16 protein-coding genes and 1 tRNA gene are annotated in these 16,758 nt (G+C 59.3%); 6 read left to right on the forward strand and 11 right to left on the reverse strand.

Annotation, left to right across the window (positions count from 1 at the left end; translation table 11 throughout):
* Positions 1-73: 73 nt before the first annotated feature.
* Positions 74-364, reverse strand: a complete 291-nt coding sequence (locus tag FIV08_RS00070) for a DUF6482 family protein (RefSeq protein ID WP_058090937.1) — start codon at positions 362-364, stop codon at positions 74-76.
* A 149-nt stretch (positions 365-513) separates the two neighbouring features.
* Here FIV08_RS00070 and FIV08_RS00075 point away from each other — a divergent pair, with 149 nt between their 5' ends.
* Positions 514-954 (forward strand): DUF4864 domain-containing protein, encoded by a 441-nt coding sequence (locus FIV08_RS00075; protein ID WP_152436937.1) that lies wholly within the window; start codon positions 514-516, stop codon positions 952-954.
* Positions 955-959: 5 nt separating this feature from the next.
* Here FIV08_RS00075 and FIV08_RS00080 read toward each other — a convergent pair whose 3' ends face one another.
* Together FIV08_RS00080 and FIV08_RS00085 are read right to left on the reverse strand one after the other, a co-directional pair.
* Entirely contained in the window at positions 960-1,187 is a 228-nt protein-coding gene (locus FIV08_RS00080; protein WP_152436938.1) for a hypothetical protein, read from the reverse strand.
* Between the two features lie 15 nt (positions 1,188-1,202).
* Positions 1,203-1,673, reverse strand: coding sequence for a hypothetical protein (locus FIV08_RS00085; protein ID WP_152436939.1), 471 nt, complete (start codon positions 1,671-1,673; stop codon positions 1,203-1,205).
* A gap of 102 nt (positions 1,674-1,775) precedes the next feature.
* Here FIV08_RS00085 and FIV08_RS00090 point away from each other — a divergent pair, with 102 nt between their 5' ends.
* The 3 genes from FIV08_RS00090 to FIV08_RS00100 all read left to right on the forward strand — a co-directional run bounded on the left by FIV08_RS00090 (position 1,776) and on the right by FIV08_RS00100 (position 6,264).
* Complete coding sequence (locus tag FIV08_RS00090; RefSeq protein ID WP_152436940.1) at positions 1,776-3,494, forward strand: VRR-NUC domain-containing protein; 1,719 nt, start codon at positions 1,776-1,778, stop codon at positions 3,492-3,494.
* Positions 3,491-5,749 (forward strand): ATP-dependent DNA helicase, encoded by a 2,259-nt coding sequence (locus FIV08_RS00095; protein WP_152436941.1) that lies wholly within the window; start codon positions 3,491-3,493, stop codon positions 5,747-5,749. Before FIV08_RS00090 ends, FIV08_RS00095 begins: the two co-directional genes overlap by 4 nt.
* A 122-nt stretch (positions 5,750-5,871) precedes the next feature.
* Positions 5,872-6,264: a globin domain-containing protein gene (locus FIV08_RS00100; RefSeq protein ID WP_152436942.1), complete on the forward strand. Its 393-nt coding sequence runs from the start codon at positions 5,872-5,874 to the stop codon at positions 6,262-6,264.
* 46 nt (positions 6,265-6,310) lie between these two features.
* On the opposite strand, the gene FIV08_RS00105 is transcribed toward FIV08_RS00100, so the two are convergent.
* A complete protein-coding gene (locus FIV08_RS00105; RefSeq protein ID WP_058093060.1) occupies positions 6,311-6,682 on the reverse strand; it encodes a VOC family protein in 372 nt (123 codons plus the stop codon).
* Between the two features lie 136 nt (positions 6,683-6,818).
* Here FIV08_RS00105 and FIV08_RS00110 point away from each other — a divergent pair, with 136 nt between their 5' ends.
* Entirely contained in the window at positions 6,819-7,331 is a 513-nt protein-coding gene (locus FIV08_RS00110) for a lipocalin family protein (protein ID WP_152436943.1), read from the forward strand.
* A 161-nt stretch (positions 7,332-7,492) separates the two neighbouring features.
* Positions 7,493-7,870 (forward strand): DUF2628 domain-containing protein, encoded by a 378-nt coding sequence (locus FIV08_RS00115; RefSeq protein ID WP_152436944.1) that lies wholly within the window; start codon positions 7,493-7,495, stop codon positions 7,868-7,870.
* Positions 7,871-7,995: 125 nt separating this feature from the next.
* Here FIV08_RS00115 and FIV08_RS00120 read toward each other — a convergent pair whose 3' ends face one another.
* The 7 genes from FIV08_RS00120 to rsmB all read right to left on the reverse strand — a co-directional run bounded on the left by FIV08_RS00120 (position 7,996) and on the right by rsmB (position 16,756).
* Positions 7,996-10,206 (reverse strand): DNA/RNA helicase domain-containing protein, encoded by a 2,211-nt coding sequence (locus FIV08_RS00120; RefSeq protein ID WP_152436945.1) that lies wholly within the window; start codon positions 10,204-10,206, stop codon positions 7,996-7,998.
* Positions 10,203-10,523 carry a nucleotide pyrophosphohydrolase gene (locus FIV08_RS00125; RefSeq protein ID WP_152436946.1) on the reverse strand — a complete coding sequence of 107 codons (321 nt, stop codon included), beginning with the start codon at positions 10,521-10,523 and terminating at the stop codon, positions 10,203-10,205. The genes FIV08_RS00120 and FIV08_RS00125 overlap by 4 nt, the downstream gene beginning before the upstream one ends.
* A gap of 128 nt (positions 10,524-10,651) precedes the next feature.
* Positions 10,652-10,728: transfer RNA gene (locus FIV08_RS00130), tRNA-Pro, on the reverse strand.
* 87 nt (positions 10,729-10,815) lie between these two features.
* Entirely contained in the window at positions 10,816-12,897 is a 2,082-nt protein-coding gene (gene glyS, locus FIV08_RS00135) for a glycine--tRNA ligase subunit beta (protein WP_152436947.1), read from the reverse strand.
* Positions 12,897-13,919: a glycine--tRNA ligase subunit alpha gene (gene glyQ / locus FIV08_RS00140; RefSeq protein ID WP_152436948.1), complete on the reverse strand. Its 1,023-nt coding sequence runs from the start codon at positions 13,917-13,919 to the stop codon at positions 12,897-12,899. The genes glyS and glyQ overlap by 1 nt, the downstream gene beginning before the upstream one ends.
* A gap of 135 nt (positions 13,920-14,054) precedes the next feature.
* Complete coding sequence (gene trkA, locus FIV08_RS00145) at positions 14,055-15,458, reverse strand: Trk system potassium transporter TrkA (protein ID WP_061331400.1); 1,404 nt, start codon at positions 15,456-15,458, stop codon at positions 14,055-14,057.
* Complete coding sequence (gene rsmB, locus FIV08_RS00150) at positions 15,455-16,756, reverse strand: 16S rRNA (cytosine(967)-C(5))-methyltransferase RsmB (RefSeq protein WP_152436949.1); 1,302 nt, start codon at positions 16,754-16,756, stop codon at positions 15,455-15,457. Before rsmB ends, trkA begins: the two co-directional genes overlap by 4 nt.
* Positions 16,757-16,758: the final 2 nt, after the last annotated feature.

Here is a 16,758-nt window from a genome sequence, read left to right on the forward strand (position 1 = left end):
GGCGGGGACGACAACCTGCGTCGCAGGTTGTCGGGAGGTCAGTGAGGGAGCTCAGTTGGCCGAAGTTGCTCGCTTATAACGGCACCCTCATGGTTTCGCCATGGCAGTCCGGCATGCCGATCATCTCGTCGGTGCCGGTTGGTGGGATGATTTCCACATGCTCCACATGGAAATCCCGGAAAAAGTCCCTTGCCGCGGCGGCACCGGTAAACAGAACCGCTTTTTCGTATGGATCGCTCAAAACATAGCCCTGGCCGTCCAGATAGAACCTGGCCATGTAATATCGCCCCTCCATCGATACAAGCTCCAGCGAAGCGATCGTGTCGTGCTTGTGGGATCTGAGTTCAAGCTCGGTCATCTGCATGGCAGTCTCCATCGTCTTTGTTGTCGTAGTAAGGAATACGACGCCGGGCGTCTGGCAGGTCAATTAGTGAGCAGCAACAGTGATGGATCAATCCGCAGCCGCAGTGGTAGCGTATTGATTAAAAGTTGAACAGAAAATGGGTGGTCGTCATGGGGATTAACATCGTTAACATCAAAACCGGCGTTATCCTGACCCTTACGATGGCATTGGTGTTTGCCCTGGCCTGGTCTTCCAGGCCGCTGGCGGACGACGCGGATGCCGATATCCAGGATGCCATCCTCAGCCAGATTGAAGCTTTCGCTAATGACGATGAGGTACAGGCCTGGGAGTATGCCTCAGAAGGGATCAAACGGCGATTCGGCACCTCCGAAGGGTTTCTGGCGATGGTGCGCGAGGCCTACCCCGCCGTTCACAGCGCCACCGCCATCGAGTTTGCCCAGCGGGTGCCCCATGATGGCTTTGATATTCAGGTGGTTCGACTGCAAGGCCCTGAGGGCAAACGCTGGGACGCCTATTACCGCATGGAGATGACGGACGGAGCCTGGAAGATCGCCGGAGTTCGCTTGCAGCCTGCGGACCTGGGTATCTGAAGGCCTCAGCGTACCCGCAGACAATCCAGTAGCAGGCCCCTGACAATCTGTTTTGAGGCCTCGTCGGCGCAGGAAAAGTCCTGAATGTGCAGCTGTTTTTTTGCCATCAGTCTGGCCAGGCAGTCGGCATCGATACTGATACAAACCTGACTACCGGGTTTCCAATCCAGCCACGATACTTGTTCTGCCCGATTCGTCCGGGACGTTTGCGGGATATTGAATACCATTCCCATAACCCCTCCTTAGCGTTAGTGAGCGACCATTGCCGAACGTTGTGCCCGAGGTGCCAGTGGCGAGGCGGGCCAGTTCAGGTATTCTGCAAAAAAGCTGGCTTGCCGGGAGGTATCCAACAGCACCTCAATGCATTGATCGGTGCTGCAGCCACCGCTGGGGCTGCCGTAGCAGGGCCTGGCAGACTGCAGGCTTTCCAGGGCACTGAACAGCACGTAATCTGCGGCGTGGTGATCGCCACGGTCCCGCAGGGCACGGCACACCAGTATGGCGGAAAGCGTGAGTTCCACGTGCATGCATTCCGGGTGGTCCGCCCTGGCCAGGCAGGCCAGGTCAAAGGCACTGCCGGTGGCGGCGATCATCTTCTCGGTCTGCTCGGTTTCGCAGAACGTGAAGGCGTATTCCATCCAGAACAGCCATAGATCGTTCTGTTCGTTGATGGAGAGTCGGGCAAACATTTGGCGATGGCGCGGGCAGAGAAATTTCATGGCGTCCTCCTTGTCTTGATGCAAATGATAATAGTTATCATTAGAGGGGTTGGCAAGGCGTGTGATGATTAATTTTTGTGCATGGATTAAAGTTCCAGCCCTATGACGACAGAATTCACGGGCCAGCGCCCGCAAACAGCAAACCTTGAAGACCCCCTGTATTACCTCAGCAATATGGACACCATCGTGTCCTGGGTGGCCGATCATCACGCAGATTTGTTGACCGAACGGGAGCAAACCCGGCTGGCGACGTTTGCCAAACTGGCGACTGGACCAAGAGCGTTACTCACGCGCATGGTGATGCGCACCGGTGAGCTTTTCCGGGCCGACAAGCTGCATTATCCGGAACTGCCGGTACCGGAGGCCGAAGCGCTCAAGTTATTGGTGCAGGAGGGCTGGCTGGATAACTCGCCGGAGCTGAGCCTGGATGATTTGTTCCGGTTGTTTACCCTGGCTGAACTAAGGCCTGTCTTTGGCGGTTGGCTGCACCAACAGGGCCACCCGAAAACGCTGGGAAAAGCTCAGATGCGGGAGTTGCTGGCGGAGGCGTTCGGTGAACCAAGGCCCCTGGGGCACTGGCTGGCAGAGGCCGTCGGTGAACAGGCCCCGGAAGTGGTCCAGCTCCAGGACATGGCCCTGTTCGACCGCATTCGTCTGATGTTTTTCGGCAACCTGCGCCAGAGCTGGACGGACTTTGTGCTGGTGGAACTGGGCGTGCAGCAGTTCGAGCCGGTGCCCTTTACCCCGGAATCCCGCGCCTTTCAGCATCGCTCGGAAGTGGATAGTTATCTGCAAATGAATCAGTGCCGAGAACGGCTCGATCAGGGTGAGCCAGCCACAGAGGTCTGGGCAGAGGTACCCGGCCCTGTGGATAACCCCTGGCTCACCAGCCGACGGGATCGGTTGTTGCTGGAGCTGGGCCGGCAGGCGGAGCGTCAGGGCGAGCGGGAACTGGCACTGAAGGCCTGGGAGAACAGCGGCCATCGGGAAGCGCGACTGAAACAGCTGCGGCTGCTGGAACGGATGAAGCGTTTTGAGCAAGCCTGGGCCATTGCTTGCCAATGGCAGACGGCCGAGTTAAGTGATGCCGAAGCCCAGGGCCTGGCCCGCCTGCTGAAACGGCTCGCGCCCAAGGTGGGGGCGGACAAGCCCGAGCCTGTGGATAACCCCACCCTGAGGGAATTCACCCTGACCTTGCCCAAGCCAGACACCGGCACCGTGGAGCTGGCGGCCCTGCGTCATTTGGGCTCCGATGACGCGCCGGTGTTCTATGTGGAGAACACCCTGATCAACGCCCTGTTCGGGCTTCTGTGCTGGCCGGTGATCTTCAAGCCCCTGCCCGGCGCTTTCTTCCATCCTTTCCACATTGGTCCGGCAGACCTGACCCGGGACGATTTCGTGGCTCGGCGCCAACAGGCATTCGAGCAACGTTTCCGTTTGCTGGAAACCGGCGCCTATCGCCGGGACATTCTCGACGCCTTTCAGACCAAGCAAGGCATCGCCAATCCCTTTGTGTTCTGGCCGGTACTCGATGAAGAGCTGTTGGAGCTGGCCCTGCACTGCATTCCCCCAGGGCACCTGGATGCCCTGTTCCGTCGCCTGCTCAACAACATCAAGGAGCACAGAAGTGGTTTTCCGGACCTGATCCGGCTGGTGCCGGAGGCTGACGACCCCGAACAACGCTATGAAATGATCGAAGTGAAAGGCCCCGGCGACCGATTGCAGGACCACCAGGTGCGCTGGCTGCAGTTCTTCGCCCGGCAGGGCATCCCGGCCAGCGTCTGTTATGTGCGTTGGCAGGATGATGAGGCAAGCCTGTGAAAGTCGCCGTCCGCACCCTGTGTGAATTCGCGGCCCGACACGGCGACCTGGACTTCCGCTATACCCCGGCGCCAAGTTCCGAGGAGGGCATTGCCGGCCATCAGGCGATCCAGGCAAAACGCGGGTACGGCTATAAAAGCGAGTATTCACTTACCGGCAACGTAATGGGGATGCAGCTGTCCGGCCGGGCCGATGGCTACCACCCCCACAAGAACCGACTGGAAGAAATCAAGACCCACCGGGGTGATGTGTCCCGCATTCGCCCCCACCAGCGCGCCCTGCACCGGGCCCAGTTGCGGGCCTATGGTGCCCTGCTGTGCCGGCAGGAAAACCGTAAAAGCGTGGAACTGGCGCTGGTGTATTACGACACCGGCCGGGACAAGGAAACCGTGCTCACCGAAACCGCCAAGGCGGACGAGCTCTGGCAGGAACTGGAAACACTGTGTGGCCTTTACGAGGCCTGGGCCGAGCAGGAAGAACACCACCGGGAGCAGCGCGACGCCCTGCTGGCCAATCTCACCTTTCCTTTCCCGGACTTTCGCCCCCGGCAACGACGTCTGGCGGAAACGGTGTACAAGAATTCAGTGAAAGCCGGCACCTTACTGCTGGAGGCGCCTACCGGCCTTGGCAAAACCCTGGGCACCTTGTTCCCGGCCCTGATGGCGATGCCCGCGGCGCGGCAGGACCGGCTGTGCTACCTCACCTGTCGCAACACCGCCCGGCAACTGGCGCTGGATGCTGTGGATAAGTTGCGAGACGCCCAGGATGAGCTGCAGCCCTGGCCCCTGCGCACCCTGGAGCTGGTTTCCAAAGACGACGCCTGCGAACACCCGGACAAAGCCTGCCACGGCGAGTCCTGCCCCCTGGCAAAAGGCTTCTTCGACCGCCTGCCCGACGCCCGGGCCGAAGCTGCTCAAAGCAAAGAGCCGTTAACTCAGGATAATCTGGCGAAAATCGCCGCAGGTCACGACATTTGCCCGTATTTTCTGGCCCAGGAAATGGCCCGTTGGAGTGACCTGGTGATTGGCGACGTGAACCGGCTGTTCGACCAGTCGGCCCTGCTGCACGGCCTGATTCGGCAGAATAGCTGGCGGGCTAGCGTACTGGTGGACGAAGCCCACAACTTGGTGGACCGGGCCCGGGGCATGTATTCGGTGCAGTTGGAGCAGCAGCGTTTACTGAAGCTGAAAAAGACCGCCCCGAAACCAGTCAAAGCGGCCCTGGACCGCTCCGCCCGGGCCTGGCAGGCGCTGATCCGGGACCACGGCGAACAGGCGCAACCGGTGTTCCTGGCCACACTGCCGCCGCAACTGCTGGGCGCATTGCAGGCCATGGTCTCGGTGATCACCGACTACCTGGCTGACAACCCGCCGGACCTGGCCCTGCAGGAGGTGATGTTCGAAAGCGTGGCCTTTATGAAACTGGCAGACAGCTTCGGCGACCATTCCCTGTGTGAATTTCAGCGCAGCGGCCGGGGCCGGGCCAGCCTGACCATCCAGAACCTGATCCCGGCGGATTTCCTCACCGAACGCTTCGAATCGGCCCACTCGGTGTTGCTGTTCTCCGCTACCCTCAGCCCCGGCGTTTATTACCGGGATCTACTTGGCCTGCCGGAAGACGCCCGCTTCACTTCCCTGCCCAGCCCGTTCAGTGCCGAGCAACTCAAAGTTGAGTTCACCCCAGGCATCAGCACCCGGCAGGTACACCGAGAGGCGAGCCTGCAGCCGATTGCCGAGTTGATTGCCAAACAATACCGGGAGCGGCCGGGCCATTACCTGGCATTCTTCAGCAGCTTCAAATACGCCAAGGAAGTGAGCGATACGCTGGCGAACCAGGCCCCGGACATCCCCCAGCGCTCCCAACAGCCCGGCATGAGCCCGGACCAACGCAGGCAGTTTCTCGCAGAGTTCCAGAAGCCCGAAGGCAGCGTCGCCTTTGCGGTACTCGGTGGCGTATTCAGCGAAGGCATCGACCTGCCCGGTGACCAGTTGATCGGCGCCTTCGTTGCTACTCTGGGCCTGCCGCCCTTTGATGCCTGGCACGAAATCCTCAAAGACCGCCTGCAGCAACGCTTTGGTGAAGGCTACAACTACACCTACCTGATCCCCGGCCTGCAGAAAGTGGCCCAGGCCGCCGGCCGGGTGATCCGCACTCCGGACGACCGGGGCGTGATCTGGCTGATTGACGACCGGTTCCTGCAGGGGCAGGTGCGCAACCTGTTACCAAAGTGGTGGTTCAGCAATTCGGAGCCTTGAAGCGTCAAATTGTCGCGGTTGGCGTCAGTTGTTACATATCGCTATAGAAAAACTTGTTCGCTTGCTTAGAATGCGTGGCCTTTAATGACAATCCGACCGTTGATCAAGGACACAGATTGCAAATGACTCCCACGGATCTCGTATTTCAGAGCTATGGCCGCTGCTGCCGGAAAGATGAATTCTTCGTCGATTTCTACGACTTCTTCATGTCCAGTTCCGACGCCATCCGCAACCGGTTTGTCGATACCGATATGTCTGCCCAGCGCCACCTGCTGCGCAACGGTGTAATGCAGATCATCCTGGTGGCCCGGGGTATGTCAGACCGCAAATTGAAGGACCTTGGCCAAAGCCACAACCGCCACAACTACAACATTCAGCCGGAGTGGTACGGTTTGTGGGAAGAAGCACTGTTGAAGACGGTTCGGGTACACGACCCGGAGTATACGCCGGAGCTGCGGCAAGCCTGGCGGGACGTGTTGAAGCCGGGGATTGATCTGATTCGCGGCGCTTACTGAGCCCCGTAACCAACAAAAAGGCCCCGATGTGGGGCCTTTTGCATGCTTAGCCGAACTCGAAGAACGCCAGCTTGTTACCGTCCGGGTCCCGCACATAGGCGCCGTAGAACATATCCGGAATACGTTGCCCAGGCTCCCCATCGCAGGTTGCACCCAGCTCAATGGCTTTGTGATAGAACTTATCCACAGCTTCTTTGGACCCCGCCGGGATGGCCACCATATTGCCATTGCCCGGATGATTGGGCTCACCGTTGAACGGTACGCACACCGCCAACATGGGCTTGGCCATGCTCTCGCCAATGAACGCAATGCGCTCCATATCCAGCAACACCTTGCCGCCCAGATCCCCCAGCAGATCGCTGTAAAATTGCTTGGCCTTGCCCATGTCACTGACACCGATGGTTACGTATCCGATCATGCCTGTTCTCCGTGGTTGGTTGAGGTTCAGTATACGTCGCTTTCCGCAGTTCAGAGCTCAGGCAATCACAGCAGTGTTTTCGCCGGCGCTTTGTTATGGTTGTTTGTGCAACTCCCTGAACTAAGGACAGCGCCTGATGAAACCCTTCGCTCTGCTGACCACCCTACTCCTGTTACTGACCGGTTGCACCGGATTGCCAAAAGGCATCGAACCGGTCACCGGCTTCGACCAGGACCGCTACCTGGGCACCTGGTACGAAATCGCCCGGCTGGACCATTCCTTCGAGCGGGGCTTGAGCCAGGTAACTGCTGAGTACACCCTGAATGATGACGGCAGCATCAAGGTCATCAACCGGGGCTACAACGCAGAACAGGGCGAGTGGAAAGAAGCCCAGGGCCGGGCAAAGTTTGTGGGTGACAGCGATGTGGGCCATTTGAAAGTGTCGTTCTTCGGGCCGTTTTACGCGTCTTACGTAGTGTTCGAGTTGGATGACGACTACTCCACGGCCTATATCACCGGCTACAACCGGAATTACCTGTGGCTGATGTCGCGCACTCCGGAGGTGAGTGAGGAGGTGCTGGAGGCGTTCAAGGCCCGGGCTGCGGCGGAGGGGTTTGAGCTTGGGGAGTTGATTGTGGTGGAGCAGTGAGTCGTGATGCGCCAAATTCTTGATGCCGCTCACAGCGTTGGGCTTTGGAGTTGTTTCAGGCGGAGTGCCAACTGTATATTCCGCCGGCACTTTGGAGTGCCTGACTAAGGTTGCTTGAAGCCTTGGTTTTCAAACATGGAAGGCATTAAAAGGATAAGGATATGAAGCAGTACAAAATCTTCACGCACCCCTCTGGCCAACAAGAAGCGGTAAAACAGGGGTGGTCCTGGCCGGGATTCTGTTTTGGCGGATTCTGGGCTCTTTTCAAGAAAATGTGGGGCCTGGCTGCCCTGATTCTAGCTGGCGGCTTTAGCATCGGGTTCCTGCTGGGTTTGATCATGCCCCTGGATGCGGCCAACCTGCTGACCAACATCATCGCACTGGGTATTGCCATCGCCATAGGCGTCAACGGCAACAGAATGCGTGAGCAGAATCTGCGTATCCGCGGCTTCGAGACAGACGGCGAGATCGTTGAAGCGAAAAACCCGGACGGCGCTGTGGCCCAGTTCCTGGGCGGCGAGACGTCGGTAGCTGCCTGATCGCGAATATTCCGAAGTTTGGCTTTTGACTGGGTTGTCGACCTGCTTTAACCAGGCCAAGCGGAGTGGGGGATCCCGGTCAGTGTTATAGCCTCGGAGAGTTGCACCGGGGCTTTTTGCTTCCATTAACCATCAATAACGCCAACAAACTCCCCAACCACCCGATATTGAAGTGCTTCTTCATCTGTCAGGAGAAGGGCTTGAAAACTGTCATCGTAAGAGTTCGGTTTCAGTTGAATACGGGTGTGGCGCCAGCCGTATTTGTCCTCGGTCTTAAAGCTTTCGTAGACCTTCACCGTGTAGCATGACTCTGAATCGGCATCAATGCTGTCCATACACTCCACCAGAACCGTCTTTCCGTTTCGGGAACCACCAGGGTCGGTCCGAAACAGACACAGGGCTCCATTGGGAATAACCCGGTTCATGGATTCGCCGAACACCCGGCAGGCGAACAATCCTTTACGCACTCGCACTCCTTCGGGAACTCCGACCCAGTCTGGGTGCCTGGTAGGGTCAATGTAGCTGACATCAATGAGTGCTCCGAAATCCCCCGCAGCCGCTTGCAGATCGAACAGCGGCACGGCGTTCACATAAGGTTCCAGCTCCAGCACGTTTGTGGCTTCAGGCGTTTCGACGTGAGCGCTATAAACCGGAATATGCTGTTTCAGATATTCCCGCAGCGCATCGTCACAGGCGTAGACAAAGGTGCCACGGATGCCGCGCAGCATGATGGTGCGGTAGATGTTGATGATGTATTGCTTCAGTTCCGCCGGGTCTTTGATGCCCTGGCCGCCGGTGCGGTCGTGGTAGTTGCGCTTGTCGATTACGATGGACTGGCTATCCGGGTCATACCGGATCTCCTCTCCGAAGATGATGCCGGCATAGTTCAGGTCATAGCCCTGAGTGGTGTGAATGCAGCCAACCTCCCGGTGTGATCCTTCCTTGTTGATCCAGTCGGTATTGGTGCTGTTCCAGCGTAGCTGAACATCGTCGATCACGATATCGTAAGCCTCATCGTCCTTCTTCGAGGCCCAGGGCCAGGAATAACCGGCGATCAGCCGTGACAGCCCGACCCGTTCCTCTTTTTCGTTGATGGTATGGACCAGGTCTTTGAGGGAGTCGAACACCTCAAACTCGTAGTTCCTGGCGGTGAATACCACGCCGTCATCAACACGGCCGTTCAGTAACTTATCCACAAACTCGACATAGGGTTGCCCGGCCTTTACCCGGAACTGGGACAGCAAGCGATGAGTGACCGAGCCGCTGGCAGCTTTCAGGCGCTGGAACACTTCAACATCGGCATCGGAGGGTTTGATGGACTGGCCTTCGTCGTAGAAGAAGATCGCCTTATCCGCCTGCTGGCACACCCAGTCCACTTCGCTGCAGCTGTGCTTGTCCATGCCCAACGCGGCGCAGGCCTTGTCGAAACTGCCGAAGTAAGCACCCAGGTTCTTGCGCTTGCGCAAACGGTGGGACTCGTCCACCAGCACAATATCGTAGTGCTGTTTGGTGAGCTCTGACGGGCTGATGACCATATCAGGGCTGAGTCCCGAAACGTGCCTGAACGCCTTCTTGAGGGTGGTTCGGAAGGAGGTCATCGGAACTACAAGCGCCATTGTCGGTTCGGGCATGAGGGCTTTGAGCGACGAGAGCAGAGAATGGATCTCAGCTTCTTCTTCAGAGAATTCCCTGAGATTGATCTGGTGTGCTTGCGAATGGAGCAACTTGAACAGAAAGATGGCCAGTACCGACTTGCCGGTTCCGGCTCCTCCCTCGACAACGATGTTCTTCACACCGGGATTGAGCAGCTCGTGCATGATGGTGAGCAAACCCTGACGCTGATCGAAGGACAGGGATTTGTAGGGGGAGTATTTAAAGACATCGGAGTTATCAAGGTGGTCCAGGGTGCGGGTCACAACACCCTTGGCAATCAACCGGTTCCAGACTTCCCGGAACACCTCTTCATACAGGGCGCCGCGCTGGTAATAGTTGTGGTCAGCCAGCCCCAGGTTGCCGTTCAGCAGGGTGTACTTGCCATCGGCGGCCATGTACTTGATCAGCAGGGATTCCACATCCAGGGTGGCGGATTTGTTGAAATACTCGCTGGTGATCAGGTGAACCGCGGTCAGCAGCTGCTTTTCGTCATGCTTGAGGTGGGTGCTCATGCGGGTGATCGTGTCGGTGGTTTCGCCGATGTAGGCGCGCCGGTGCTTTTCGTCGCTAAGCACGTAGACCAGGGGCCAGTTACCCGCAGCAAAGGCATTATCGCGCAAGTCGTTCAGGGCGTCCCGGCTGAAGGGGTAGCGCTGAATCTCCACCATCGGCGATTGGCTCATAGCTCGGTGTACTTCTTCGCCGTTCCCCGGGCTTTGCTGACCGGGTACTTCTTTTCGTTAAGGGCAATCTTGTCGAGAACAATCTGTTCCACGTCCAGCTCATAGCTGTCTGCCAGCAGCAGCGCATAGGCAATCACGTCAGCCAGTTCTTCCTTCACTTTGCTGGCATCGGCTTGTTCGGGAGATTTCCACAGGAACAACTCCAGCAGTTCCGAAGCCTCGATACTGAGGGCTAGGGATAGATCTTTCGGGTTGTGGAATTGTTTCCAGTCTCTGTCATCCCGGAACTGACGTAGCCGGGCGATCGCCTCATTCATCAAAATACTCCTTTAATCATGAGCAGATTGACTAAGGATACAGAAATTCATTGGGCTTGGGGTGTAAGAACCCGGAATGAAACCGTGCGGGCAAATTAAAACAGGAAAAGACAAAACAGGAGGGAAAATGGTCGGCGTGAGAGGATTCGAACCTCCGACCCCTTCGTCCCGAACGAAGTGCGCTACCAAGCTGCGCTACACGCCGATCAACCGCCGGTATTATACGGATTGCCGGCCGTTTTACTACCCCCGTCCCTGGGGAAATTTATCCGTATAACTGCGGAGCGGTTCCTCAGCTGGCCGTCGGCAGCAGGGAGATATCGGCCACTCGCAGGAACAGGTTACGCAGGCGGTTGAGCAGTGCCAGGCGGTTGTTGCGCACGGCTTCTTCGTCTGCCATCACCATCACGTCGTCAAAGAAGGTGTCTACCGGCTCGCGCAGGCTGGCCAGGGAGGTCAGTGCGCTGGCGTAGTCACCCTGCTCGAACAGCGGCAGTACTTTCCGCGCCTGTTCTTCAACCTTGGCCGCCAGGGTCTTCTCGGCGGCATCCTGAAGCAGTGCGTTATCCACCGTCTCGCCGATGCTGTCGCCACCCTGCTTGGTCAGGATGTTGGACACCCGCTTGTTGGCGCCGGCCAGGGCCTGGGCTTCCGGCAGCTGGCGGAAAGCCTCTACGGCCTTCACCCGGCGGTCGAAGTCCAGCGGGCGGGTTGGGCGGCGGGCGTGCACCGCCAGGTACACTTCGGCGCCGATGCCCTGCTCGTCGTAGTGGGCGCGGAAGCGCTCGAGCATGTAGTCCACCACGGTGCTGGCGGTGTTCTGCTCGGTCAGCACGGTGAAGTTCTGCTCGGCCCATTCACACACGGTTTGCAGGTCCAGGGGCAGCTGGCGTTCGATGATGATGCGCAACACACCCAATGACGCCCGGCGCAGGGCAAACGGATCACGGGTACCGGACGGCGGCTGGTTGATGCCGAACAGGCCCACCAGGGAATCAATGCGGTCGGCGATGGCCACGGCGCACCCGGTCAGGGTGGTGGGCAGGTCGTCGCCGGCAAAGCGCGGCATGTACTGCTCGTTCAGGGCCTTGGCCACGTCGGCGTGTTCGCCGTCGTTGCTGGCGTAGTACTGGCCCATGATGCCCTGCAGATCGGTGAACTCCAGCACCATTTCGGTAACCAGGTCGGTCTTGGCCAGCATGGCCGCGCGCTCGGCCAGGGCCGGATCGCTGTTGATGGCGTCGGCGATTTTCTTCGCCAGCGCAGACACCCGCACGGATTTGTCGTAAAGGCTGCCGAGTTTGTCCTGGAACACGATGGGCTTGAGCGCCTCGATGCGGTCTTCCAGTTTGGTCTTGCGATCGGTTTCGTAGAAGAAGGCAGCGTCGGACAGACGCGGGCGAATCACCTTCTCGTTACCGGAGATGACCTGGGCCGGATCTTTGCTTTCCAGGTTGGCCACGGTGATGAACAGCGGCAGCATCTGGTCGTTGGCATCCACCACGTGGAAGTACTTTTGGTGCTCCTTCATGGAGGAGATCAGCGCCTCGGCGGGCACGTCCAGGAAGCGTTCCTCGAAGCGGCCCATCAGCGGCACCGGCCATTCGTTCAGGGCAGTGACTTCATCCAGCAGGTCTTCGTCGATCACCGCCTTGCCGTTGGCTTCTTTCTCCGCCAGTTGAGCAACGCCCTGACGAATCTGTTCACGGCGCTCGGCGAAGTCGGCTAGTACGTAGCCTTCCTGCTTCAGTACCACTTCGTAATCGGCCGGGGTCGGCACGATCAGCTCTTTCGGGCAATGGAAACGGTGGCCACGGGTTTTGTTGCCGGGCTTCAGGTTCATCACCGGGGTGTCGATGACTTTGTTGCCGAACAGCAGGATCAGCCAGTGTACCGGGCGCACGAATTCGGTTTTGTGGGCGCCCCAGCGCATGCGCTTGGGAATTGGCAGCGCCGCCAGGGATTTCTCCACCAGCTCGGGCATCAGCTCAACGGTGGCTTTGCCCTGCTCCACGGTGCGGTACACCAGCCAGGCGCCCTTGTCGGTCTCCAGAGTGTCGAGCTGGTCCGGGGTAATGCCAAGAGAGGTGGCAAAGCCGGTCAGGGCCCGGGTCGGGTTGCCGGAGTCATCAAAGGCGGCTTTCACCGCCGGGCCGCGCTTCTCTACCGGCTTGTCTGGCTGGGCATCGGCCAGGTCGCGAATGCGCACCGCCAGGCGACGGGGGGCGGCGAAGGCTTCGACCTTGCCAAATTCCACGCCAGCCTCTTCCAGGCCTTTGACAATGCCCTGGGTGAAGGCGTCAGACAGCGGTTTGAGGGCTTTCGGAGGCAGCTCTTCGGTGCCCAATTCAACCAGAAAATCCTGTGTGGCCATTATGCGTTCCCCTGTTCCTGCGGTGCCTTGTTGGCTTTCTTGCCCTTCTTATTGACCTTGGCGTCAGCAGCCTCGGCGGCGGCCAGCACTTCCTTGCGAAGATGCTCGGGCGCCAGCGGGAAGCCCAGCTTGCGGCGGCTCTCGAAGTAGGCCTGGGCAACGGAGCGTGCCAGGGTGCGTACACGCAGGATGAAACGCTGGCGCTCGGTCACAGAAATAGCGTGGCGGGCGTCCAGCAGGTTGAAGGTGTGAGAGGCTTTCAGAACCTGTTCGTAGGCAGGCAGTGGCAGCCCGGCTTCGATCAGGCGGGCGCTTTCCCGCTCGTAGACGTCGAAACTGTGGAACAGGAACTCGGTGTCGGCGTGCTCAAAGTTGTAAGTGGACATCTCCACTTCCTGCTGATGAAACACGTCGCCGTAGGTAACCACACCGTCCGGGCCCTTGGTCCACACCAGGTCGTACACGCTGTCGACGCCCTGGATGTACATGGCGATACGCTCAAGCCCGTAGGTCAGCTCGCCGGTCACCGGGTAGCATTCCAGGCCGCCCACTTGCTGGAAGTAGGTGAACTGGGTCACTTCCATGCCGTTCAGCCAGATTTCCCAGCCCAGGCCCCAGGCGCCCAGTGTGGGGGATTCCCAGTTGTCTTCGACAAAGCGGATGTCGTGGACCAGCGGGTCCAGGCCCAGGGCGCGCAGGGAATCCAGGTACAGCTCCTGAATGTTGTCTGGCGACGGCTTCAGAACCACCTGGAACTGATAATAGTGCTGCAGGCGGTTCGGGTTCTCGCCATAGCGGCCATCCGTTGGGCGGCGGCTGGGCTGGACGTAGGCGGAGTTCCAGGTTTCCGGGCCGATGGAACGCAGGAAGGTGGCCGGGTGGAAAGTACCGGCGCCCACCTCCATGTCGAGGGGCTGGAGAACCACGCAGCCGTGCTGCGCCCAGAAATTCTGCAGTGCCAGGATCAGACCCTGGAAGGTCTTGATATCCGGCGCGGAGTTGTTGGTTGCCTTGTCTGTCACGACGTTTGCCTGCTGGTCAGTCTGTGTGTGGCGCCCCGCTTTCCGGGGCACTCCGAAATTTGAAAACGCGCATTATACGCTGGCTGGCGTTGCATTTCTAAGTGCCAGCCAGGGTGTTGTTTTGCTTGAGATCAATCAGAAGAAGGTGAGGCCCACCTGGAACAGCTTTTCCACGTCCCGGATACGGGTTTTGTCCACCAGGAACAGGATCACGTGGTCATCGGGCTGCACTCGAATATGGTCGTGGGCAATCAGTACTTCGTTATGGCGAACGATGGCGCCGATGGTGGTGCCCGGCGGCAGATTGATCTCGTCCAGGCGCTTGCCCACTACTTTGGATGACCGGTGATCACCGTGGGCGATGGCTTCGATGGCTTCCGCAGCGCCCCGGCGCAGTGAGTGAACGTTCACAACATCGCCCCGGCGCACGTGGGTGAGCAGGCTGCCGATGGTGGTCTGCTGGGGCGAGATGGCGACATCAATATCGCCGCCCTGGATCAGGTCCACGTAGTCCGGGTTGTTGATCAGGGTCAGTACCTTGCGGGCGCCCAGCCGCTTGGCCAGCAGAGAGGCCATGATGTTGGCTTCGTCGTCGTTGGTGACGGCGCAGAACACATCGGTGTTCTCGATGTTCTCTTCCAGCAGGATGTCCTTGTCGGCGGCGTTGCCTTCCAGCACCACGGTTTTGCGTAAACGTTCGGACAACATCACACAGCGGTCGTGGTCCCGCTCAAGAATCTTCACCTGGTATCGGCTTTCCAGAGTATTGGCCAGCCGGTAACCAATGTTGCCGCCACCGCAGATAAAGATGCGTTTGTAGGGTTTGGACAGGGGTTGAAGCTCGCTCATCACCGAGCGAATGTGATCGGAGGCGGCAATAAAGAACACCTCGTCGCCGTCTTCGATAACCGTGTCGCCCTGGGGCATGATGGCCCGGTCTTTGCGGAAAATCGCGGCCACCCGGGTATCGATCTTGGGCATATGGGTGCGCAGGTAGGACAACTCATGGCCTACCAGTGGCCCACCCTTGGTAGCACGTATGGCCACCAGCCTGACCAGGCCCTTGGAGAACTCGAGCACCTGCAGGGTGCCCGGGTACTCGATCAGCCGGGTGATGTGTTTGGTGACCAGGTGTTCCGGGCTGATCAGTACGTCGATGGGAAAGCCCCGGAGGCTGTCCAGGTCTTTGTCCATATCCCGGCGGTAGAACAGCTCGGATTTGGCCAGATAGGCGTTCGCCCGCACCCGGCAGATGGTGGTGGGCGTCTTGTACAGCAGCTTGGACACCTGGCAGGCCACCATGTTGGTTTCGTCGCTGTTGGTCACAGCGATCACCATGTCGGCGTCTTCCGCGCCGGCCTGGCGCAGCACCGTGGGGTAGGAGGCACGGCCGTGCATGGTGCGGATGTCCAGCCGGTCCTGAAGCTCACGTAGGCGGGCGCTATCGCTGTCGATCACCGTAATGTCGTTGGCTTCATTGGCGAGGTTTTCCGCCAGGGTGCCGCCTACCTGGCCCGCACCGAGAATCAGGATTTTCATAGTTCAGGTTTCTCCAGCACGGCGTAGAAAAAGCCGTCATGGCTGTCCGGGACTGGCAGTAACTGGCGCCCGGTGTTCATGTCCTGACCCCAGTCGACATCAATTTCTATCAGCCGGGCCTGGTCCTGCTGTTTCAGGAACCGCTGGATTATACGGTGGTTTTCCTGGGGAAACACCGAACAGGTAGCGTATACCAACCGCCCGCCGGGTTTCAGGATAGACCACATGGCCTCCAGCAGGCCAAGCTGAATGCTGGCCAGGGGCACGATGTCGGATTCCCGGCGCAGCAGCTTGATGTCCGGGTGCCGGCGAATCACACCGGTGGCGCTGCAGGGCACGTCCAGCAGGATACGATCAAATTGGGCGCCATCCCACCAGCTGTCAATGTCGGCGGCGTCGGCCTGTGTCAGGGTGGCGTGCAGGTCGAGCCGGTCCAGGTTCTCCTGTACCCGGGGCAGGCGCTCGGCGGATTCGTCGATGGCAATCACTTCGTCCAGTTCGCCACAGGCCTCCAGAATGGCGCAGGTCTTGCCGCCGGGAGCTGCGCAGGCGTCCAGTACACGCTGGCCTGGTTGCAGGTCCAGCAGAGTGGTGCATAGCTGGGCGGCTTCGTCCTGCACACTGGCACCGCCGTCTTCGAACCAGGGCAGACGTTCTACCGGCACCGGGCGTTCAAGCTGAATGCCGTGGGGGGCGAAGCGGGTGGGATTCGCCTCAATACCGGCTTCTGCCAGCAGCTCCAGGTACTCATCGCGGGTAAAGCGCAGGGCGTTGACCCGCAACGTCATGGGCGCCTGCTGGTTGTTGGCGTCGAGAATGGCTTGCCAGTTATCGGGCCAGTTGTGGCGCAGCTTTTCCACCATCCACACCGGATGGCTGTAGCGGCTGCTGTCGTCTTTCGGCTCCGGCGCCCCTTCCCTTTCCGCGGCCCGCAACACGCCGTTGACCAGACCGGTCAGGTGGGGCTTGTCCAGCGCCCGGCAGGCTTCCACGGTTTCGTTCAGCACGGCATAGGTGGCCTGCTCACTGAACCGCAACTGGAACAGGGCGACCAGCATCAGGTGATGAACAACCCGGTCCGGTTTGCGCAGGGGCTTTTTCAGGCGCTGGTTGAGCTCGCCCTCAAGCCGGTGAAACCAGCGGCAGGTGCCGTAGCAGATCGCTTGAAGTTGCGGCCTTTGTTCCGGGGGTAACTGGTTCAGGGCTGGCGGCAGGCATTGGGTCAATGACTGGCCGTTTTCCACTGCCAGCAACACGTTGGCAGCGACGGCACGGAATGGCAGGGGCTGGTAAGCCATGG

The organism is Marinobacter sp. THAF197a (genome assembly GCF_009363275.1).
Taxonomy (GTDB): domain Bacteria; phylum Pseudomonadota; class Gammaproteobacteria; order Pseudomonadales; family Oleiphilaceae; genus Marinobacter.